This window comes from Rhodopseudomonas palustris, from assembly GCF_003591005.1.
Lineage (GTDB): Bacteria > Pseudomonadota > Alphaproteobacteria > Rhizobiales > Xanthobacteraceae > Rhodopseudomonas > Rhodopseudomonas palustris_K.
The window spans coordinates 228,123-248,401 of record NZ_QYYD01000005.1; the positions used below are offsets into that span (position 1 = coordinate 228,123).

Genomic DNA, 20,279 nt, shown 5'->3' on the forward strand with positions numbered 1-20,279 from the left:
CGGTCACTTCATCTTGCCGATGTCGAACGCCATCGCCTGCTTGCGAACCTCGTCCTTGTCGAACTTGTTGATCTCGGGGATCAGGTCGTTGGTGTAGACGCGGTCCAGCGGAATGTCGGTCTTCAGCACGCCGCTGGTCTTCATGTAGTCGAGCAGCCGCCGCCAGTCGGCTTCGATGAAGGTGCCGAGCACGCCTTTGGTCTTCGGCGAATCCCAGATCTCCATGCGGCGCTTGTTGACCATCACGCCGCCTTCGAGCGCCTCCTTCGGATCCATGTTCTTCGGCTCGGATTCCGGGAACAGCTTCCAGCTGATCTTCACCGCGGCCTCGGGATTGGCCAGCGAGAACAGATAGCCCTTGGCGACCGCGCGGGCGAAGCCGATCAGCATGGGCCGATTGGTCTCGAACGCCTCGCGGCGGGCCATCAGACCAACATCGGGAAGACTGGCGAAGCCTTCGCCCGTGTCGAGATAACGGATCTTGAAACCGTTGGCTTCGAACTTGGAGGTCTCCTGCGACGAGAACACCAGCGCGTCGACGACCTTCTGGTTCAGCGCCGTCATCGCCTGCGCGCCGCTGCCGACCGCGACGAACGAGACGTCGCTGTTCGGGTTGAGCCCGGCCTCGGCCGCCATCGCCTTGCCGAAATTGATGCCGGCGCTGCCCATCGCGGCGATGCCGATCCGCTTGCCCTTGAGGTCCTTCATGGTCTGGATCGGGCTGTCGGGCGCGACCGTCACGGTCCAGATGCTGCGGTAGTTGCACTCGTAGAAGTACTTCAGGTTGAGGCCCTGCTCCGACTGCAGGCCGACCAGCGCCTGGCCGGGCGACGCCGCGCCGACGTCGCCGGCGCCGGAGTTGATCGCCAGCGCGACTTCGTTGGAGCCGCCGACCGCGATCAGATTGACGTCGAGCCCCTCCTGCGAGAAGTAGCCCATGTACTTCGCGACGCTGAATGGCGAGAAGGCTTCGTTGATCAGCTTCGCCGGGATCAGCGCTTTGATCGCGGTGTCGGCTTGGGCGGCGCCGGCCGTCAGCAGCAGGCCGACAAGCGGCAGGGCGACGCGGCGAAGTCTGGACGTCCGTTTCATCTCACCTCCTCACGATGGGCTTCACTGGAAGAATGCATCAGGTGCCACAGCCGGGGTGGCGTGAACGGCAGATGGCACGGCTCGACGCCGAACGATCGCAGCGCGCCGGCGATGGCGTTGCCGACCGCGCCGCCGACTGCGATGAGGCCGCCCTCGCCCGCGCCCTTGGCGCCGAGCGGATTGTTGGGCGACGGCCGCAGCTCAAGCGACACCGAGCGGATGTTCGGAAAGTTCGCGACGCTCGGCAGCAGATAATCGGCGAGCGATCCGGTGAGCAGCTGGCCGTCCTCGTCGTAGTGGATCTGCTCGAGAAACACGCTGCCGAGCCCCTGCACCACCGACCCGATCACCTGCCCGTGCAGCGTCGCGGGATTGATGATCTTGCCGACATCTTCGACCGTCAGATAGTCGAGAATGTCGACCCGCCCGGTGCGCGGATCGACGGTGAGGTGCACGGCGTGGGCCCCGTAGCTGTAGGTGTGCTTGGTATTGCTGAAGCTCGCCTCGGCGCTGACGCCCTGTTGCGCCAGCTCTGCAAAGCTCAGCCTGCGATCGCCGAACGTTGCCGCGCCGTCGGCGATCACCACCTGCTCCGGTGTGCAACCGAGCGTCGCTGCGGCGACGCGGGCGACCTCGCGCTTCAGCGCGTCCGCAGTCAGCCCGACGGCGTTGCCGCCCATCACGGTGGAGCGCGAATGAAACGAGCCAAAGCCTTCCTTGACCAGCGTGGTCGAGCCGTGACGCACCCGGATTTTGTCGATCGGCAGTTCGATCGCATCGGACGCGATCTGCGCCATCACGGTCTCGAGCCCCTGCCCGATCGCCGACGAGCCGACGTCGAGATCGACGCCGCCATCCGGCCGCAGCGTCATCCGCGCGCTCTCACGCGGGCCGGCGGCGCCGCCCTCGATGAAGCAGCCGAGGCCGAAGCCGTGATACTTGCCGTCGATCAGCCGGCCTTGGTCGACGACCCGCCTATGCCAGCCGAACTCCCGCAGGCAGCGATCGAACACGACCGCATAGGCGCCGCTATCGCAGGCCGTCTCGCTGCTCGGATCGACGTGCCGCGTCCGCGGCATCTTGTACGGCATCTCGTGTTCGGCGATCAGGTTGCGGCGACGGATCTCGTCCGGCGCGATGCCGAGGTCGGTCGCCGCCATCTCCAGCAGTCGCTCAAAGAAGAACGCCGCCTCGAACCGCCCCGGGCCGCGATAGGTGCCGGCCGGCGTTTTGTTGGTGACGAACACGTCCGCATCGACGCCGACATTGGCGATGCTGTACGGCCCGCTGAGAAACTGCGCGACGTTGCGCGGCGCGGTGAAGCCGTTGGTGCGCACATAAGCGCCGATATCGACGTCGACGGTGCCGCGCAGCCCGATCACCTTGCCGTCGCGGCGGCAGGCGATCTCCAGCGTCGCCGCCATCTCGCGCGCATGGTTCATCGCCATGAAGTGTTCGCGGCGGTCCTCGGTCCACTTCACCGGACGGTTCAGCCGCTTCGCGGCGAACGGAATCAGAAAGTCCTCGGGATAGAACTCGCCGCGCGCGCCAAAACCGCCGCCGACATCGACCTCGATCAGGTCGACCTGCGCCTCGGTCAGCCCCAGCATGCCGGCCAGCGTGCGCCGATTGAAGAACGGCACCTTGGCGGCGCCGGACAGCGTCAGATGCTCGGCGGCCGCGTCCCACTGCGCGAACAGGCCGCGCGTCTCCATGGTCATCGCGGTGTGGCGCTGGGTGCTGAAGCTCGCCTTGCGGACGTAGTCGGCGCCAGCGAACGCGGCATCGACGTCGCCCTTCTCGGCGCGCATCAGGATCGCGCGGTTGCTGCCCGATGCGGTGAATAACAGCGTCTTGTCGGTGCGGGCGGCCTCGACGCTGGCGACCGCCGGCAGCGGCTCGATCTCGACCTCGACCAGTGCGGCGGCGTCTTCGGCCAGCGCCGCGCTGGTCGCGACAACCACGGCGACCGGCTCGCCGACGTAGCGCACCACGTCGTGGGCGATCACCGGCTGCAGATACGGCTCGCCTTCCGGCAGCACCTGCTGCCGCAGCGGGATCATCGGCACGGTGGCGATGTCGCGCGCGGTGAGAATTGCGGCGACGCCCGGCTGCGCCGCAGCCGCGTCGCCGTCGATCCGAACGATGCGGCCGTGGGCGACGTTGCTGCGCACGATCACGGCATGCAGCGTGTCTGGCGTGGCGAGATCGCCGACATATTGGCCGCGCCCGGTGAGAAAGCGCGCGTCTTCGAGGCGCTCGACCGCGCGCCCGACCATGGTGTTAGCGCGCGACATCGGCGCCGTCCTGGTAAGCCGGTTGCGCGGCGCAGGCCGCCTCGACGATCGGCAGATAGCCGGTGCAGCGGCAGGCGTGGCCGCCGAGCGCCTCCTTGATGCGCTCCTCTGTCGCATCGGGCTCGCTGCCGAACAGCGCGTGCAGCGTCATCAAGATTCCGGGTGTGCAGAAGCCGCATTGCAGTGCGTGGCAGCGTTTGAACGCAGCCTGCAACGGCGACAACGCGTTGGGCGTGCCGAGCCCCTCGACCGTGGTAATCGTGCAGCCGTCGCTTTGCACCGCGAGAGTGAGACAGCCGCGCACCGGCGCGCCATCGACGATCACCGTACAGGCACCGCAGACACCATGTTCGCAGCCGAGATGCGTCCCGGTCAGCCGCAACTGATCGCGCAGCAGATCCGCCAGCGTCAGGCGCGGCTCGACCTCGGCCTCGCGGCGTTCGCCGTTGATGGTCAGGACGATCTTCATGCCGCGCCCTTTCGGTCGCGCGCCTGGGCCAGTGCGTCCTCCAGCATCACGCCGAGCAGCGCGGTCCGATAGGCACGATCCGCATTCAAATCGTCGACGCAGTCGACTTCGCCTGCGAGCGCGGTCCGCAGTTCCGACGAGTTCAGGTCGTCGGCTCGGCGCCCGTCGAGCCGGCCCTCGACGGCGACCAGACGCTGCGGCATCTCCACGGCTGCGAAGGCCACGACGCGGCTGCCGGTGATCTGCCCGGCTTCATCCACGGCGTAGTGCAGGCACACGCCGGCCAGCGCAAAATCGCCGGGACGCCGCGCGAATTCAGCGAAGCCATAGCGCCGCCCCGCCAACGTCGGCATCTTGATTGCGGTGACGATCTCCGCGGCGCACAGCGCCGTCTCCAGCGGACCGGTGAGAAAATCCCCGATCGCGATCTCCCGCTCGCCGGCGGGCCCGACCGCGACGATGCGTGCATCGCAGGCCAGCGCCACAGCCGGCAACTCCGCGGCCGGATCGGCATGCGCGAGACTGCCGCCGATCGTGCCGCGGCTGCGGATCTGCAGATGCGCGACGTGACTGATCGCCTCGACCAGCAGCGGATGCGCCGCCGCGAGCAGCGCCGATGTCTCGATCTGCTGCCAGCGCACGCCGGCGCCGAGCGTCACGATGCCATCTTCGACCGTGATCTGGTCGAGCCCCGGCACGCGGCCGATATCGACCAAGAGCCGCGGCGCCGCGAGCCGGAACGCCATCATCGGCAGCAGGCTCTGGCCGCCGGCGAGCAGCTTGGCGTCGTCGCCTTGCAGCAGCGCGATCGCTTCGGAGAGCGAGGCCGGGCGCGCGTAGTCGAATGCCGGTAGCTTCATCAGGTCGGTCCGCCTAGCCGAGGATCGGTGCGGGATCCGACCGCAGCCAGAAGATCATCCGCTTGCGCGCGAACTTCACCGCGCCGTGTAGCGACAGACCGATCACCGCGAGGCACAGCAGCACGGCGAACATGCCGGCGACGTCGAGGTTGAAATTGAGCGACGTGATCAGATAGCCGAGCCCGACCTGGGCGCCGACGAATTCGCCGACCACCGCGCCGATCACCGCGAGCACCGAGGCGATCTCGAAGCCGGCGAAGATCAGCACCAGGGCCGATGGAATGCGCAACCGGAACAGCGTCTGCATCGGCGTCGACCCGAACGCCCGCATCATCTCGAGCTGGCTTTTGTCGACCGCATGAAAGCCGGACACCACGCTGACGAGGATCGGAAAGAAGCACAGCAGCGCGGTGATCACGATCTTCGAGGTCAGGCCGTAGCCGAACCACATCACGAACAGCGGCGCGATCGCGATCTTCGGCACCGTCTGCATCGCCACCACATAGGGATACACCAGCCGCTCGACGGCCGGCATCAGCGAGATCGCGCTGCCGACGACGAGGCCGGCGATGGCGCCCGCCGCGAGCCCGGTCAGCACCGACGTCAGCGTCGCGACGAAATGCGGCCAGATCTCTCCGGTCGTCACCATATCGACCAGCCGCACGACCACCGCGCTCGGCGCCGGAATCACGAACGGCGAAATCGCGAAGATCCGCACGACGCCTTCCCAGAGGGCGAAGACGGCAATCAGCAGAGTCAGGGATTGCAGTTTCTGAAGGGTCCGGCCGCGCATCGTCTGCCTCACATGTCCTGGCCGGGCGCCGCCACGGCGCCGAAATGCTGCCGGACGCGGTCGCTGAGTTCGGCGAAAGCCGGCGTGCCCAGCGTGCGCAGATCGCGCGGCCGCGGAATCTCGACGTCGAGGATTTCCGAGATCCGCCCCGGCCGCGGCGACATCACCACGACGCGGTCGCCGAGCAGCACGGCTTCGGGAATGCTGTGCGTGATGAACATGACGGTCTTGCCTTCCTGCGAACACCACCGCATCAGCTCGACATTCATGGTCTCGCGCGTCATCGCGTCGAGCGCGCCGAACGGCTCGTCCATCAGCAGGATCTTCGGATTTCGCACAAGCGCGCGGCAGATCGCGACGCGCTGCTGCATGCCGCCGGAAAGCTCGAACGGATATTTACGCTCGAAATCCTTCAGCCCGACCAGATCGAGCAGCCCACGCGCCCGCTGTTCGCTCGCCGGCGACCGATCGCCCTTCAGGTGCGCCGGCAGCAGCACGTTCTGCAGCACCGTGTACCACGGCAGCAGCGTGGCCTGCTGGAACACAACGGAGACGTCGTCATTCGGGCCGCGAACCTTGTGGCCGCCGACGACGATTTCGCCGGATGTGGCGCCTTCGAGCCCGGCGAGGATCCGCAGCAACGTGGTCTTGCCGCAACCGCTCGGCCCGACCACGGAGACGAACTCACCCTGCGCGATTTCCAGGTCGACGTCTTTCAGCGCGTGGACGGTCTCGTCCGAGCGCGTGCGATAGATCTTGCCGGCACCGCGCACGGAGATCATCGACGGCCGCCCCTGCGGCATGGCCCGATCGACTGTTTTGCGTAATGCGGCGATCGCCATTTGCGGGTTTCCAAGGCCTTCACGTTGTGCTCAATATCGGTACGCCGTTCCACGTATTGAGCTTATTCTCCGGGTCGTCGATTAGTCAACGCCGAAAGTCGGCACGGGCGTCGCATGATCAGGAGTTGCGGTCGCACTACACGAGCGTCCGGATGATAGACTAGGCATCTCGCGCTTGCGGAAACGGCAGGCTGCGCTGATCATGGGCAGTCACGTTCCCCCATGCACAAAACGGGGACGCCACTGCAATAGCGGTAGAGCGAAGGAAGAAAGTTGAAATGACCCAAGAGACCGGCTCCGCGGCGGAGAATCAGTCGGTGGCGCGCGCGATCGCGATCCTCGATCTGCTGGCGGACTCGCCTCCGCTCGGCGTGCGCGAAGTGGCGCGTCAACTCGACATCGCGCCGAGCATCGCGCTGCGCCTTCTGAAGACGCTCAGCCGCGCCAACTATCTGGAGCAGTCCGGCGAGAACGCGCGCTACACCATCGGCTATCGCGCATTCCGCACCGGCAATGCGTTTCTCGGTCAGAGCACCATCCATTCCGCGGCGATGCCTGAGCTGCACAAACTGGCGGATCAGCACATCAACGGCTTCCTCGGCGTGCTGCGCGATCATGCGGTGGTCTATCTCGCCACGGTCCCGAGCAGCGGACCGATCGCGCTCAACCATCGTCCCGGCGCTCAGACTTATCTGCATTCCACGGCGCTCGGCAAAGCGATCCTCGCCGAATACACGGATGCCGAAGTCAAGCAGCTCCTCAGCGAGGCGCCGCTGCCGAAGCTGACGCCGCAGACCAAGATCCAGATTCCGAAGCTCCTCGTCGAATTGCAGGAGGTCCGCCGGCTCGGCTACGCGGTCAATGAGGAAGAAAACCGTGTCGGCGTGTATTCGGCCGGCGCGGTGGTCCGCAATGCGGAGAACCAGGCGATTGGGGCGCTCAGCGGCGGCGTGCCTAGCGCCGGCCTGACCGACAAGGAGCGCAGCCGCGTGATCAAGCTGGTGGTGGACGCCGCGTTGTCGGCTTCGCGAAAACTCGGTGCCAATATCGCGGGCGATCCCGCCGGATCCGCCCGCGTGCTCGACCGGCAACGCACATCCGCGCGGAATGCGGCGCGTATCGCGGAGCCGCGCCGCTGAGTTCGCGGCGCGGCGCGCACGTGCCTACTGCACGTGCGGCATGATCTCTTCAGCAAACCAGCGCACCTGGTCGTCGTATTCACCGAGCGAATTGACGGCAACCACCATTGCGGCGCAGTGATCGACGCCGATCGCCTTCAGCTTATGGATCTTCTCGATGATGGAGGCCGGCGAGCCGACGAGGTTCGCCGTGACCTGATGCACCGGGTCGCGGCCCGTATAGGCCAGCGACACACGGTGCGCGACCAGGCCGCTCGCCATATAGGTCTTCTCCGCTTCTTCGTCGGTCTTGCCGATCAGCAGCGAGAATTGCGGCGCGATCTCGATCTCGGCTGGATCGCGGCCGAGCGCCGCGGCGCGCTGCCGCAGCTGGCCGATCCGCTCCTCGATCTCGTTGAACGGCCGCCAGCCCGGCAGCCAGCCGCGCCCGACCGCCGCGGCCCGCTCGATCGACTGCATGTTATGGCCGCCGATGAACAGCGGAAATGGCGTCTGTACCGGTTTCGGCGCCAGCTCGACACCGTGGAACGAGTAGTACTTGCCGTCGAAGCTGGCCGACTTCTCGGAGATCAGCGCCAGGAACGACTTCAGCCCCTCCTCCATCATCTCGCCGCGGTGGAAGGTCTTGGCCTTGCTGCCCGCCCACGCCTCGAACTCTTCGCGATAGGCGCCGAGCCCGACCGCCATGGTGAAGCGGCCGCCGGACATCTGGTCGATGGTGCAGACCTGCTTGGCCAGATACACCGGCTCGCGCATCGGCATGACCAGAAGCGCAGTGCCGACCCGCAGTTTGGTCGTGGCCTGCGCGATCATTGCCATCACCACCAGCGGCTCGAAGAAGTTCGGCGGCGTGTCGGGATACATCTCGCGCACGTAGTGCTGCGTCGTCATGTGGTCGTTGCCCCAGACGCCGTCATAGCCGAGCTGTTCGCACAGCACCGCGGTCTTCACCAGGTCCTGCGGGGCGCAGAACGGGATCGGATAGGCCAGACCCTCGTAGCCGGTCGCCAGGCATACGGAAAATTTCACATCGCTCTCCTTCGAGGTGCAGTTCGGGGAATGTCGAGGGTCAGGTCGGCAGGACGCGCAGCCGCCCGTCGCGTGCCATCAGGGATTCGCTGCCGTCGCTGGTGACCAGGATCATGTCCTCGACCTGCAGGCCGGCGAAGCCGAGCTCGTAGTACGGCGTCTCGACGCACACCACCATGTTCTCCTGCAGCACGTCGCCGGAATCGGCCGCGATGTTCGGCGGATCGTAGCCGTCGATGCCGATGCCGTGTCCGACATGGCTGCGCTCGTAATGCGGAATGCCGTTGCGGCGCACGGTGTCGACCACTTCGTTGAACAGCGTGGCGACGCGCAGTCCCGGCCTGGCAATTTCGTGCGCGCGCTGCACGCCGAGCCACAGCGCGTTGTGATAGTCGCGAACCTTGGCGGTGGGTTCGCCGAACGACGCAATCCGCGAAATATCCGACCGATAATGCTTGTAGCGGCAACCGACGTCGAACCGGATCACGTCGCCGCGGCGCAGCGGCCGCGACGATGGCTGTACGTTGCTCATCGCGCTGCGATCGCCGAAGCCGATACAGCCGGTCACCGGCACACCGTCGAGGCTGGTCGTGGTGCTGTGGAACACCCTCGCCATCTCCAGTTCGGTCATGCCTTCAGCCGCCGCCCCCAAAGCGCGATCGATCGACTGCTCGGTGATCGAACATGCCTGGCGCAACCGGGCGATTTCTTCCGGCATCTTGATCGCCCGGATGGTCTCGAACAGCTTGAACGCGCGCACAAATGTCGCCTGTGGCAAGCGCGCGATCAGTTCCTCCATGGCCTGCGGCGTGATGCCGAGTTCGTCGATGCCGATCCGCGCCGAGGCGCCGAACGACTCGGTGATCGCCGCAGCCAGAGCCTCGACCGGGCCCTTGTATTCGGGCTGCGAGAACAGCGCGACCTGGCGCTGATCCTCCGCGCTGAGCGTCGCCGACGGATCGACATCGGTGCGGAAATACGAGAACCGTCGCACCTCGCCGCCCGGGTTCTGGTCGGATACGAGGTCGAGCAGCGACGTGCTGGTGATGATACAGGGCTCGGGCTTGGTGCGGCCGTAAAGCACATAGGCCTGCGGCCCCCGCCGCACCCACTGCGACATCGCCCAGTAGCCGCCGAGGTAGAGCACATTCTCGGGCGTTGTCGCGATCAGCGCGTCGAGTCCGTTGTCTTGCATGGTCGTGGCGGCGCGGGGGGCATTCAGAAGCATGACAGCCTTGTTTCTATTATCGGCACGGTGTTTCTGATTTTGACGTTGGGCGGTCGCCGTGTCAATTCGGATGGCGCACGAAAATCATCAGTTCGGTGCCTCCGGTTTGCTCAAAAGAACAGCAATCCGACTGGATCCAAGGAAGTCAGACGCGGCGGCCCGCAGGGCCTTTCGGTCCTGCTCTCGCCCGCCGCTGCGCTACGCCAGCCGCGTCGGCGTTGTTGCGCCGTGGCCGGCGCCGAGCAGGCTGCCGGACACCAACGCGATCAGACGAGGGGCCGCAAACCGAACATCTCGCGCACAAAATTTGCGCCGTTTCCGCGCACGGGCCCTCAGCCGCTGGTCCAATCAGCCAACCAGATTGAGGCGCCGCGCCATGTCGCGTGCGGCGCCTGCTGACTACGGTTTGCGAGCAAAGCAGGCTGGAGATCACACGTGGATTTTGAACTGTCGAAACAACAACAAGAGATCAAGGCACGCGCCGCCGCCTTCGTTGAGGAGGTCTGCCGGCCGCTGGAAGACCGCTGGGGCATCGATGATTATGCCGTGCCGCACGATGTGTTCATGGGCGTGGTCGCCAAGTTCCGTGAATACGGTTTTCGCGGGCTGGCCGTGCCGAAGGACGCCGGCGGACAGGGCCTCGGCACCATCGCCAAGTGCCTGGTGTACGAGGAGATCGTCAAATCGCCGGTGATGCACGGCCTGCTGGCGACCTGGTCGGGCTTTCTCGATCCACATCCCGCGCTCTATGTGGCGCCGGAATGGCAGAAGGAGGCCTATCTCTATCCGATCCTCAAGGACGACAAGTTCTATCACATCAATATTTCCGAGCCCGGCGCCGGCTCCGATGCCGCCGGCATCGAGACCACCGCCGTGCGCGACGGCGACAACTACATCATCAACGGCATCAAGCGCTGGGCGCCGCCGCCGAACCATCCGGGCATCACGCCGAAATATCTGTTGTGCTACGCCGTCACCGATCCCGGCAAGGGCTATGAGGGCATCAGCCTGTTCCTGGTCGACTACCCGAACCCTGGCGTCTCGGTGCTCAAGGAATACACCACGATGGCGCCGGGGACGTATCTCGGCCGCAGCTGCGACTATCAGTACAAGGATTGCGTCGTGCCGGCCAAGAACCTGCTCGGCGCCGAGGGCATGGGCTTCCGCTACATGATGGACCAGCTCAACCGCAACCGCACCGTGATCGGCGCGCGGCTGACCGGCACCGCGCGCTGGGCCCAGACCCAGGCGGCCAAGCGCGCCCGTGAGCGCGAGACGTTCGGCAAGCCGCTGTCCGAGCGGCAAGCAATTCAGTGGATGCTCGCCGAATCCGAGATGGATCTCGAGCAGTCACGGCTGATGGTCTACAAGACCGCCTGGATGCTGGATCAGGGCCTCGACGCCCGCAAGGAAGCCGCAATGGTGAAATGCTTCGCCCCGCTGGCCGCCTGCCGCGTCATCGACCGCGCCATCCAGATCCACGGCGGCCTCGGCGTGCTGCAGGAGAGCCGGTTCGGCCAGCTCTACTTCCAAAGCCGCATCGCCCAGGTTGCCGAGGGCACCACCGAAGTCATGAAAATGACCATCGCCCGCGAAGTCCTGAGGGCAAGTATGACGGCGTAAGCCGACGGCTCACAGGTCTTCGAGGCGATCATACTTCGAGGTTACGAAGGCCCTCTCCCCGTCATGCCCGGCCTTGTGCCGGGCATCCACGCCTTGCAGCCTCACCGCGATTAAAAGGCGTGGATGGCCGGGACAAGCCCGGCCATGACGGGGAGATGTGGTCGAACCCATCGTTGGCCCCTCAGTGAGTTCGCTTCGCCGTCCATCGCTAACGACAAAACGCCCGGCTCTCGCCGGGCGTACTCGTTTCGGGGCAAGCGTCGCGGCTATTTCTCCGCGTCGATCACCGTGCCGATCGGTTTCCACCTTGTGCCGTCGAACTGCATCAATTGCTCCTGGCTCATCGGGGTGAAATGCGTCGGGCTGGTGTTGAGCTTGATGCCGGGCAGCAGGATCGGCAGTTCGAGGTCCTTGATGCTGGCGGCCTGCTTCATCAAGTTTTCGCGGGTCAGGTCGTCGCCGCAGGCTTTCAGCACGTGCTCGAAGGTCTGCGCGGTGGCATAGCCGAACACGTAGTAGGTCTCGGACGGGTCGGCATTCGGCATGTACTGCTTCATGAACGCCAGATAGTCCTTCATGCCCTGATCCTCGGCCCAGGCCGGATCGTTCGGATCCTTGCGGAACGCGACCGTGATGACGCCCTTGGAGTTCTCCAGCCCGGCCGGCACCAGCGTCGAGGAGATCGAACCGGCGGCATCGCTCAAGAGATGCAGCGCCTCCCACTTGGTCTCGGCCATCTTCTTGATCGCCTGCGCGGAGAATTTTGGCGTCGAAATGTTGAGGAACACGTCGGCCCCGGTCGCCTTCAGCAGCAGGATCTGCGAGTCGGCGGTCGGTTCGGTGATCTCGTAGCTGAGCTCCTTGACGATCATGCTGGCGGCCTTGTCGCCGAGCCCGTCGCGAAACCCCTTGGCGTAATCGCGGCCGAAATCGTCGTTCTGATACATCACCGCGACCTTCGCGTTCGGCCGCTCCTTGAGCAGATATTTGGCGTAGATCACGCCCTTGGCGTGGTTGTTCGGCTGCCAGCCCATCGACCACGGATAGGTCTGCGGCTCGGAGACGCGGTTGGCGCCGGTGCCGAGGAACAGCCCGGGCACCTTCTTGGTGTTGAGATATTTCTGGATCGCAAAATTGGTCGGCGAGCCGAAGGTGCCGACGATCGCCAGCACTTCGTCGCTCTCGACCAGGCGCCGCGTCTGCTCCACCGCCTTGGACGGGCTGTAGCCGTCGTCGAGCGAGATCAGATTGATCTTGCGGCCGTTGATGCCGCCGGCGGCGTTGAGCTTCTCGAAATAGGCCGTCATCGCCTTGCCGATCGCCGCGAAGCTCGACGCCGGGCCGCTGTACGGCATGGTCTGGCCGATCTTCACCTCGGTGTCGGTGACGCCCGGGCCGTAGTTCTTGGCGCTCGCCGGCGCGGACGCGGCGAGGCAGGCGGCGGCACACGCCGCTGCTATCAGCTTGTTCATGTCGATATCCTATGTGGTGAATGTTGCGGCGGATCAGGCCGGCTGGAGATAGCGCTGCTTCAGCACGTGCTTGAACAGCTTGCCGTTCTCCTGCCGCGGCAGTTCCGGCTCGAAATCGATCGAGCGCGGACATTTCACGTGCGAGAGCTGGTCGCGGCAGAATGCCATCAGTTGCTGCGCCAGCGCGGGCGTCGCCAGCGACGGATCCTTGAGCTGGACCACGGCCTTGACCTCCTCGCCATATTCAAGGTTCGGCAGCCCGAACACCGCGACGTCGGCGACCAACGGATGCAGCGCCAGACAGTTCTCGATCTCTGCCGGATAGATGTTGACGCCGCCTGAGATGATCATGTGCGAGCGGCGATCGGTGAGATACAGGAAGCCGTCCTCATCGACATAGCCGACGTCGCCGATCGTCGACCAGCCGAGCGCATTACGCGAGCGTTCGGTCTTGTCCGGATCGTTGTGATACACGAAAGTCGGCCCGTCGAAATACACGTCGCCGACCTCGCCGGGAGCGAGCTCGTTGTGGTCCTCGTCGAGGATATGGATGGTGCCGACGCAGGCGCGTCCGACCGAGCCGCGATGCGTCAGCCAGTCGGCGGTCGAGATGCAGGTCGCGCCGTTGCGCTCGGAGCCGGCGTAGTATTCCCAGACGATCGGACCCCACCAGGCGATCATCTGCTCCTTGAGTTCGGGCGGGCACGGCGCCGCGGCATGAATCGCGCAGACGTGCGACGACAGATCGTAGCGGCTGCGCACCTCGTCGGGCAGTCCGAGCAGTCGGAAGAACATCGTCGGCACCCACTGGCTGTGGGTGATGCGATAGCGCTCGATCGCCGCCAGCGCCGGCTCGGCGGCGAATTTCGTCATCACCACCGCGGTGCCGCCGCTCTCCAGCGTCCGCATCGTGAAGCGCAGCGGCGCGCCGTGATACAGCGGCGCCGGCGACAGATAGACGGTGGCGTCGTCGAAACCGAAGTTTTCGCGCACCCAGTCGCCGGACGCCTGCGCCTGGCGCAGATTGGAGAACAGCGGCTGCTTGATGCCTTTCGGCCGGCCGGTGGTGCCGGACGAATAGAAGAAATCCTTGCCGACAGGGCCATCCGGGATCTCGATCATGCGATCGAATTTCGCGAGTTCCGCCACGTAGTTGAGCCCGCTGCCGCCCTCGCCGACCGTGAAGATCGTGCAGCCGTGCGGATTGTCGGCCTCGAGCGCTTTGACGGCTTCGGCGAAGCGCGCGCCGGCAAAAAACACCTTGGCGCCGCTGTCGCGCACGATATAGGCCGCCTCCTCCGGCTTCAGATGCGTGCTCACCGGCGTGTAGTACACGCCGTGACGCCGCGCGCCCCACAGCAGCTCGAAGTAGCGCAGGTCGTTGTCGAGGAGAATCGCGATGCCGTCGCCGGCCGACAACCCCATCCACATCAGCAGCTGCGTCACCGCATTGGCACGGCGGTCGAGCTCGCGATAGCTGATCGCCTCGTCGCTGAACGCGATCAGCGCCGCGGTCTTGTCAGGATGGCGCTCGGCCCACTGGCGCAGTGTTGGCATCTCTTCCCCGTTGCTGGCCGTGAGAATGGCCGCTTGCAGGGAGTATCGGTCGTCCGAGCGCTTCGCCAAATGACCGTGCGCGCCATTTCAGTTGGCGGAATCCGACCGCGCCGGAGGCGTCGCGTGGCGCTCGCGGAATTCGCCGGGCGCCATGCCGGTCCAGCGCCGGAACGCGCGGTGAAACGTGCTGAGTTCGGAAAAGCCGAGCGACAGCGCCACCTCTTCCAGCGGCAGCCGCGACTTCTTGAGCATGTGCGTCGCGACGTCGCGCCGCACCTGATCCTTGATCTCCTGAAATCCGCATTGCTCGTCGTCGAGCAGCCGCCGCCGCAAGGTCTGCGGCGACATCGCCAGCATGCCGGCGACGTCTTCGAGCGACAGCGTGCGCTTCAGGTTGCGGCGCAGGATGCCGCGGACACGTTCGGCGACGCTGGCGTCGTCGCGATAGCGCACCAAGAGCGCGCTCGGCATCGACGCCAGGAAGCGGCGTAGCCGCTGCTCGTCCGGCATGATCGGCAGGTCGAGCAGTTCGGCATCGAACCGGATCTCGGTGCGCGGCTGATCGAACAGCATCGGGGCGCGATACACTGGCTCGAGCTCTGAGCTGAACGCTTCCTCCGGAAATACGTAGTGCACGGTGATCAGCGGCAGGCGCCGACCGACCAGCCAGCACATCAGCCCGTAGGTGAACATCAGGATGGCGCCGTTGACCATCCGGCGCCGCCTCGGCTGCTCGATCGTGTCGGTGACGTAGACCGAGGCGTCGTGCTCGCCTTCGGCGAGCCGCACGACGAAATCGTCGACCACCAGATGATAGAACTGACAACCGATCCGGATCGCCTGGCGCAGGCTGCCGCAATGGATCAGCAGGCGGCACATCATCCGGAACGTGCCGGGCTTGATCGGCCGGCTGCCGAGCAGCCAGAGCTCGTCTCGCGTCAGCCGCGTCAGCAGCGCGATCATCCGGGCGAACTGATCCTGCGGCAGCCGCGCGCCCGGCTGCTCCAGTTCCGCCGGCCGGATGCCGGCGCGCGCCAGCAGGCGATCGACGTCGACCCCGGCTTCGCGCGCGCCGCTGAGGATCAGGCCGACATAGCCCGAGTCGATCGCAGAGCGTGATGAGACCGCGGCGCGTGGCCCGGTTCGGCGTGAGGAGATGTCCGGCATGCCAGCAGGATAGCGGCGACGGCGCGTGCTCGCCAGCGTAAGCTTGGCGCCCGGCGCCAACCGGATCGGTCGCTCAGGTCATTGCGCAAAAGCTGCGCGCCCGCCACCCATGCGACAGCACAACCGAAGGAGCCGCATGATGCGCGCATTGCTGAGCCGCGAGCCGGGCGGGCCTGAGACGCTGAAGCTGGTCGACGTCCCCGGCCCGGTCGCCGCCCCCGGGCAGATCGTCATCGCCATCAAGGCCTGCGGCGTCAACTATCCGGATCTGCTGATGATCCAGGATCTCTATCAGGTGAAGGCGCCGCGGCCGTTCGCGCCGGGCGCCGAGATCGCCGGCGTGGTGACGGCGCTCGGCGATGATGTGACGGGCTTCCGCGTTGGTGACCGCGTCACGGCGCGGATCGGCACTGGCGGCATGGCTGAAGCGGTGGCGGTGGATGCGACGCGCTGCGCGCCGATCCCCGACGGCATGTCGTTCGTCGACGCCGCCGTGATGCAGTTCACCTTCGAGACGGCGCTGTACGCGCTACGCAACCGCGCTCAGCTCAAGCCCGGCGAAACCGTGCTGGTGCTCGGCGCCGGCGGCGGCGTCGGCATCGCCGCCGTGCAGGTCGCGCGCATCATGGGCGCGCGGGTGATCGCCGCCGCGTCGTCGGACGACAAGCTTGCCTTCGCGCGCCAGCACGGCGCGGTGGGCGGCGTGCTGTATCCGGCGAGCGCGCCGGCGGACCGCAAGGAAATCGGCCAGCGCTTCAAGGCAGCGGTCGGCGCCGGCGCCGACGTGGTGATCGATCCGGCCGGCGGCTGGCTCGCCGACACCGCGATCCGCTGCGTCGCCGATGGCGGCCGCTACGCCGTGCTCGGCTTCACCGCCGGCATCCCGTCGCTGCCGCTGAACCTGCCGCTGCTGAAGAACTGCGACGTGCTCGGCGTCAATTGGCGGACGTTTACGTTGACCCAGCCGGAGGCGCTGGCGGCCAACAAGGCGGAGCTGCAGTCCTGGTACAAGCAGGGCCTGCTGTCGGCCGGCGTCAGCGCGCAGTTTCCTCTCGCGCAAGGCGGCGAGGCCATCCGATTGCTCGCCGATCGCCGCGCGGTCGGCAAGATCGTGGTGACGTTCTGAGCCGTCGGGTGTGGCTCAGATCATCTCCAGCGCCAGCGCGATGCCCTGCCCGCCGCCGATGCACAGCGTGACGACTCCCTTGCGCAGGCCGTCGCGCTTCATCGAATGCAATAGCCGCGTGGTCAGGATCGCGCCGGTAGCGCCGATCGGATGGCCGTGGGCGATGGCGCCGCCTTCGACATTGACGATGTCGGCCGGCAGCCCGAGCTGCTTGATATTCGCGAGCGGCACCGCCGCGAAGGCCTCGTTGATCTCGATGCGCTCGACGTCCGACAGCTGCCAGCCTGCGCGCTGCAACGCCTTCTTCACCGCCGGCACCGGGCCGAGCCCGAACATGCCGGGCTCCACCGCCGCGACGCCGTAGCCGGCAAGCCGCGCCAGCGGCGCGATGCCGGCCGCATCGGCGTAGCTCCGTTCGGCGACGATCATCGCCGACGCCGCGCTGTTCAGCCCCGGCGCATTGCCGGCCGTGATGGTGCCGTCCGGACGAAACGCCGGCTTCAGCTTGGCGAGGACTTCGACCGTCGTATCCGGTCGCGGCGCTTCGTCGGAGACGAAAGCTTCGACGCCCTTGCGGCCCTTCACCGGCACTGCGACGATCTCGTCCGCGAACACGCCGGCCTTCTGCCGCTCCGCGAAGCGCTGCTGCGAGCGTGCCGCGAAGGCGTCCTGTTCGGCCCGGGTGATCTGCAGCCTGGTCACCAGATCCTCGGTGTGCCAGCCGGAATGCTCGCCGGAGAACGCGTCGTTGAGGCCGTCGGTCAGCATGCTGTCGAGCACCTCGGCCGGGCCCATGCGATAGCCCCAGCGGCCGCCCTCGAGCAGATACGGCGCGCGGTCCATGTTCTCCATGCCGCCCGCCACCGCGACGTCGATGTCGCCGGCGGCGATCTCCAGCGCCGCGGTGACGATCGCCTGCGCGCCGGAGCCGCACACCCGGTTGACCGTCAGCGCCGGAACCGACACCGGCAATTCGCCGCCGATCGCCGCCTGCCGCGCCGGGTTCATCCGGTTGCCGGCCTGGACCACGTTGCCCATCACCACCGCGCCGACCGCGTCGGCGTCGAGCCCGGCGCGCTGCAGCGTCTCGCGGATCACGACGCTGCCGAGATCGGTCGCCGGCGTGCCTTTCAGCGTACCGTTATAAGCGCCGATGGCGGTGCGAACCGGATGGCAAAGCACGATCTCGCGAGCGGACATGATGATTTCCTCGGCCTGAGGGCCGGTCGCGCGCGAGCGACAGCGACCCGATCATGGGACGGGGTTGTTGTATGTCGCTCATCATTCCATCGCAAGAGCGGGCAAAGCCACCCGCCATCACGGCAGCGTGTTTCGGCCGCGCCTACTTCACCTCGCCGAGCTCCTTGAGCACTTCGTTAGCGGCCTTGAACGCGTCGAGCCCGGCCGGGATGCCGCAATACACCGTGGCGTGCAGCAGCACTTCCTTGATTTCGTCGACGCTGACGCCGTTGGCGATCGCGCCGCGGGTGTGCAGCTTGATCTCCGGCGCGCGGTTGAGCGCCGTCAGCATCGCCAGATTGAGCATGCTGCGGGTCTTGCGGTCGAGCCCCGGCCGATTCCACGCATAGCCCCAGCACCATTCGGTGGTGATGTGCTGAAACGCCTTCATGAAATCACTGGTCGATTGCAGCGACTTGTCGACATAGTCGGCGCCGAGCACCTCGCGGCGCGCCGCAAGCCCGATCTCGAATAGGCCGCGGAGCGTGATGGTCTGATCGTAACTCATGGGTCGTTCCTTCCTGTGGCTGCACGGCGTGCGTGTCTCAAGCGAACGCTTTTCGCTTGACCGACAACTCGGCACAGACCTACGCATCGGTCAACATCGCCCCCAGAGCGCCAATCGAGGACCGCCATCGCATGAAAGCCGTCGTCGTCGACACTTACACCGATATCGACCAGGTCGCGTTGCAGGACATTGCGGTGCCGCCGCTCACGCCAGGATCGGTGCGGGTGCGCGTGCGCGCGGTGGGCATCGGCTTCGTCGACGGCCTCAAGGTGCAGGGTCGTTACCAGACCAAGGATCCGCTGCCGTTCATCCCCGGCACGGAATTCGCCGGCGAGATCGACGAGGTCGCGGGCGATGTGAGCGGCTACAGCCCAGGCATGCCGGTGATCGGCATGACGCGCTCCGGCGCCCTCGCCGACTACATCGTCGTTCCGGCCGATGCAGTGACGCCGCTGCCGGACGGAGTGTCGGCCGAAGCCGGCGCGGCGTTCCGCGCCAACTACCTGACGGCGCACTACGCGCTGACCGAGCGCGCCAAGCTCGCGGCCGGCGATCAGCTGCTCGTGCTCGGCGCCGCCGGCGGCGTCGGCACCGCCGCGATCCAGCTCGGCAAGATTTTTGGCGCCCGCGTGATCGCCGCGGCCTCGACTGCGGCGAAGCGCGACTTCGCGCGTGAACTCGGTGCCGACGCGGCGATCGACTACACCCGCGCCGACTGGCGCGACGAGCTCAAAGACCTCACCGGCGGCCATGGCTGTGACGTCATCATCGATCCGGTCGGCGGCCCGGTGTCGATCGAAGCCTTCCGCTCGATCGCCTGGAACGGCCGCCACGTCGTGGTCGGCTTCGCCGCCGGCAGCATCCCGGCGCTGCCGTTCAACCTGCCGCTGCTCAAGGGCGGCATGCTGACCGGCGTCGACCTCGCCCAGGTGCCGCGGCGCGAGCCGGAGGCCTATCGGCGCGTCAGCGACGAGCTGTTCCGATTGTTGAGCGAGAACCGGCTTAAGCCGGCGGTCGGCCAAGTGTTCGACATCGCCGACTTCCGCGAAGCGTTCAAGACGCTTGCGGGCCGGCAGGCGCTCGGCAAAGTGGTGATCCGGGTCTCCGCCTGACGCCGGCGGCCTCGATAAAAAAACCGAACGGCTCTGTCGGGTCACGCCAGGCTGATCCGTCTTGCAGGAACTCGCGCAGGCGTCTGCAGCGCCACCGTTCGGGCGGATCAAGGGAGAACCGTATGAAGATCGTGACCAGCCTCAGTTTCCAGGGTCAGTGCCGGGAAGCGTTCGAATTCTACGCCAAGGTGCTCGGCGGCAAGATCACCGCTGCGATGCCGTACAGCGACGCGCCGCCCGACATGCCGATCACCGATCCCAAATACAAGGACTGGCTGATGCATTGCTGGCTCGAGGTCGGCGATCAGGCGCTGATGGGCGCCGACATGGACGCCGGCTGGGCGCCGAACATCACCAAGCCGAAGAACGGTTTCGACGTCACCCTGCACACCAGCGATCAGGCGCAGGCGCAGCGCTGGCACGAGCAACTTTCCGAAGGCGGCAAGGTGATGATGCCGTTCGCGCCGACGTTCTGGTCCCCCGGTTTCGGCTCACTGATCGACCGCTTCGGCATCCCGTGGATGATCAACACCCAGCCGAGCTGACGACATTCACGCCGCTCGTCAGAGCCTGACCGAGGGGAAGTCAATGAGACAGGCCACTTTCGTCTCAACCCGTCATGCCCGGCCTTGTGCCACGGCTGTCCGGTTTAAATTTGATCAATACTGAGGCTCAACTGTCGCTGATCTTTGATGGTCGGCGGCGGTTTGAGCAGGGCGTCGATCG

General features: G+C 66.3%; 18 protein-coding genes. 5 read left to right on the forward strand and 13 right to left on the reverse strand.

The features are described 5' to 3' along the window. Nucleotides 1-3 precede the first annotated feature (3 nt). The 6 genes from D4Q52_RS07110 to D4Q52_RS07135 are packed head-to-tail and all read right to left on the reverse strand — an operon-like array spanning nt 4 to nt 6,293. Nucleotides 4-1,092 (reverse strand): ABC transporter substrate-binding protein, encoded by a 1,089-nt coding sequence (locus tag D4Q52_RS07110; RefSeq protein WP_119855841.1) that lies wholly within the window; start codon nt 1,090-1,092, stop codon nt 4-6. After that, a complete protein-coding gene (locus D4Q52_RS07115) occupies nt 1,089-3,389 on the reverse strand; it encodes a xanthine dehydrogenase family protein molybdopterin-binding subunit (RefSeq protein ID WP_119855842.1) in 2,301 nt (766 codons plus the stop codon). The genes D4Q52_RS07110 and D4Q52_RS07115 overlap by 4 nt, the downstream gene beginning before the upstream one ends. Then, nucleotides 3,376-3,858: a (2Fe-2S)-binding protein gene (locus tag D4Q52_RS07120; RefSeq protein ID WP_119855843.1), complete on the reverse strand. Its 483-nt coding sequence runs from the start codon at nt 3,856-3,858 to the stop codon at nt 3,376-3,378. The genes D4Q52_RS07115 and D4Q52_RS07120 overlap by 14 nt, the downstream gene beginning before the upstream one ends. Next, entirely contained in the window at nt 3,855-4,718 is an 864-nt protein-coding gene (locus tag D4Q52_RS07125; RefSeq protein WP_119855844.1) for an FAD binding domain-containing protein, read from the reverse strand. Before D4Q52_RS07125 ends, D4Q52_RS07120 begins: the two co-directional genes overlap by 4 nt. Nucleotides 4,719-4,731: 13 nt before the next feature. Continuing rightward, on the reverse strand, nt 4,732-5,511 hold the full coding sequence (locus D4Q52_RS07130; RefSeq protein ID WP_119855845.1) for an ABC transporter permease: 780 nt from the start codon (nt 5,509-5,511) through the stop codon (nt 4,732-4,734). A gap of 8 nt (nt 5,512-5,519) precedes the next feature. Further along, entirely contained in the window at nt 5,520-6,293 is a 774-nt protein-coding gene (locus D4Q52_RS07135; protein ID WP_234831110.1) for an ABC transporter ATP-binding protein, read from the reverse strand. A gap of 338 nt (nt 6,294-6,631) precedes the next feature. Here D4Q52_RS07135 and D4Q52_RS07140 point away from each other — a divergent pair, with 338 nt between their 5' ends. Then, nucleotides 6,632-7,492 (forward strand): IclR family transcriptional regulator, encoded by an 861-nt coding sequence (locus D4Q52_RS07140; protein ID WP_119855847.1) that lies wholly within the window; start codon nt 6,632-6,634, stop codon nt 7,490-7,492. Nucleotides 7,493-7,516: 24 nt separating this feature from the next. On the opposite strand, the gene D4Q52_RS07145 is transcribed toward D4Q52_RS07140, so the two are convergent. Continuing rightward, the gene (locus D4Q52_RS07145; RefSeq protein ID WP_119855848.1) at nt 7,517-8,521 is read right to left on the reverse strand and encodes an LLM class flavin-dependent oxidoreductase; all 1,005 of its coding nucleotides are present in this window, start codon (nt 8,519-8,521) and stop codon (nt 7,517-7,519) included. A 40-nt stretch (nt 8,522-8,561) separates the two neighbouring features. Next, nucleotides 8,562-9,749: a M24 family metallopeptidase gene (locus tag D4Q52_RS07150; protein WP_119855849.1), complete on the reverse strand. Its 1,188-nt coding sequence runs from the start codon at nt 9,747-9,749 to the stop codon at nt 8,562-8,564. 435 nt (nt 9,750-10,184) lie between these two features. On the opposite strand from D4Q52_RS07150, the gene D4Q52_RS07155 reads away from it, so the two are divergent. Next, a complete protein-coding gene (locus D4Q52_RS07155; RefSeq protein WP_119855850.1) occupies nt 10,185-11,372 on the forward strand; it encodes an acyl-CoA dehydrogenase family protein in 1,188 nt (395 codons plus the stop codon). Nucleotides 11,373-11,638: 266 nt separating this feature from the next. On the opposite strand, the gene D4Q52_RS07160 is transcribed toward D4Q52_RS07155, so the two are convergent. From D4Q52_RS07160 to D4Q52_RS07170, 3 genes are all read right to left on the reverse strand, one after another. After that, on the reverse strand, nt 11,639-12,844 hold the full coding sequence (locus tag D4Q52_RS07160; RefSeq protein WP_119855851.1) for an ABC transporter substrate-binding protein: 1,206 nt from the start codon (nt 12,842-12,844) through the stop codon (nt 11,639-11,641). A 33-nt stretch (nt 12,845-12,877) separates the two neighbouring features. After that, nucleotides 12,878-14,401, reverse strand: a complete 1,524-nt coding sequence (locus tag D4Q52_RS07165; RefSeq protein ID WP_119855878.1) for an acyl-CoA synthetase — start codon at nt 14,399-14,401, stop codon at nt 12,878-12,880. An 87-nt stretch (nt 14,402-14,488) separates the two neighbouring features. Then, nucleotides 14,489-15,568: an AraC family transcriptional regulator gene (locus tag D4Q52_RS07170; RefSeq protein ID WP_147407772.1), complete on the reverse strand. Its 1,080-nt coding sequence runs from the start codon at nt 15,566-15,568 to the stop codon at nt 14,489-14,491. A 139-nt stretch (nt 15,569-15,707) separates the two neighbouring features. Here D4Q52_RS07170 and D4Q52_RS07175 point away from each other — a divergent pair, with 139 nt between their 5' ends. Continuing rightward, nucleotides 15,708-16,694 carry an NADPH:quinone oxidoreductase family protein gene (locus tag D4Q52_RS07175; protein WP_119855879.1) on the forward strand — a complete coding sequence of 329 codons (987 nt, stop codon included), beginning with the start codon at nt 15,708-15,710 and terminating at the stop codon, nt 16,692-16,694. 15 nt (nt 16,695-16,709) lie between these two features. Here the strand turns inward: D4Q52_RS07175 and D4Q52_RS07180 are convergent, their stop codons facing one another. Next, entirely contained in the window at nt 16,710-17,894 is a 1,185-nt protein-coding gene (locus tag D4Q52_RS07180) for a thiolase family protein (protein WP_119855853.1), read from the reverse strand. 142 nt (nt 17,895-18,036) lie between these two features. Next, nucleotides 18,037-18,441, reverse strand: coding sequence for a carboxymuconolactone decarboxylase family protein (locus tag D4Q52_RS07185; protein WP_119855854.1), 405 nt, complete (start codon nt 18,439-18,441; stop codon nt 18,037-18,039). 131 nt (nt 18,442-18,572) lie between these two features. Between D4Q52_RS07185 and D4Q52_RS07190 the strand changes: the two genes are divergently transcribed. Then, nucleotides 18,573-19,553, forward strand: a complete 981-nt coding sequence (locus tag D4Q52_RS07190; RefSeq protein ID WP_119855855.1) for an NADPH:quinone oxidoreductase family protein — start codon at nt 18,573-18,575, stop codon at nt 19,551-19,553. Nucleotides 19,554-19,675: 122 nt separating this feature from the next. Further along, nucleotides 19,676-20,098: a VOC family protein gene (locus D4Q52_RS07195; RefSeq protein ID WP_119855856.1), complete on the forward strand. Its 423-nt coding sequence runs from the start codon at nt 19,676-19,678 to the stop codon at nt 20,096-20,098. Nucleotides 20,099-20,279: the final 181 nt, after the last annotated feature.

Coding starts and splice junctions, on each gene's coding strand:
- D4Q52_RS07130 (WP_119855845.1), bottom strand. CDS start 5,511: ATGCGCGGCCGGACCCTTCAGAAACTGCAATCCCTGACTCTGCTGATT.
- D4Q52_RS07115 (WP_119855842.1), bottom strand. CDS start 3,389: ATGTCGCGCGCTAACACCATGGTCGGGCGCGCGGTCGAGCGCCTCGAA.
- D4Q52_RS07175 (WP_119855879.1), top strand. CDS start 15,708: ATGCGCGCATTGCTGAGCCGCGAGCCGGGCGGGCCTGAGACGCTGAAG.
- D4Q52_RS07160 (WP_119855851.1), bottom strand. CDS start 12,844: ATGAACAAGCTGATAGCAGCGGCGTGTGCCGCCGCCTGCCTCGCCGCG.
- D4Q52_RS07110 (WP_119855841.1), bottom strand. CDS start 1,092: ATGAAACGGACGTCCAGACTTCGCCGCGTCGCCCTGCCGCTTGTCGGC.
- D4Q52_RS07125 (WP_119855844.1), bottom strand. CDS start 4,718: ATGAAGCTACCGGCATTCGACTACGCGCGCCCGGCCTCGCTCTCCGAA.
- D4Q52_RS07185 (WP_119855854.1), bottom strand. CDS start 18,441: ATGAGTTACGATCAGACCATCACGCTCCGCGGCCTATTCGAGATCGGG.
- D4Q52_RS07150 (WP_119855849.1), bottom strand. CDS start 9,749: ATGCTTCTGAATGCCCCCCGCGCCGCCACGACCATGCAAGACAACGGA.
- D4Q52_RS07135 (WP_234831110.1), bottom strand. CDS start 6,293: ATGATCTCCGTGCGCGGTGCCGGCAAGATCTATCGCACGCGCTCGGAC.
- D4Q52_RS07140 (WP_119855847.1), top strand. CDS start 6,632: ATGACCCAAGAGACCGGCTCCGCGGCGGAGAATCAGTCGGTGGCGCGC.
- D4Q52_RS07195 (WP_119855856.1), top strand. CDS start 19,676: ATGAAGATCGTGACCAGCCTCAGTTTCCAGGGTCAGTGCCGGGAAGCG.
- D4Q52_RS07120 (WP_119855843.1), bottom strand. CDS start 3,858: ATGAAGATCGTCCTGACCATCAACGGCGAACGCCGCGAGGCCGAGGTC.
- D4Q52_RS07190 (WP_119855855.1), top strand. CDS start 18,573: ATGAAAGCCGTCGTCGTCGACACTTACACCGATATCGACCAGGTCGCG.
- D4Q52_RS07180 (WP_119855853.1), bottom strand. CDS start 17,894: ATGTCCGCTCGCGAGATCGTGCTTTGCCATCCGGTTCGCACCGCCATC.
- D4Q52_RS07165 (WP_119855878.1), bottom strand. CDS start 14,401: ATGCCAACACTGCGCCAGTGGGCCGAGCGCCATCCTGACAAGACCGCG.
- D4Q52_RS07170 (WP_147407772.1), bottom strand. CDS start 15,568: ATGCCGGACATCTCCTCACGCCGAACCGGGCCACGCGCCGCGGTCTCA.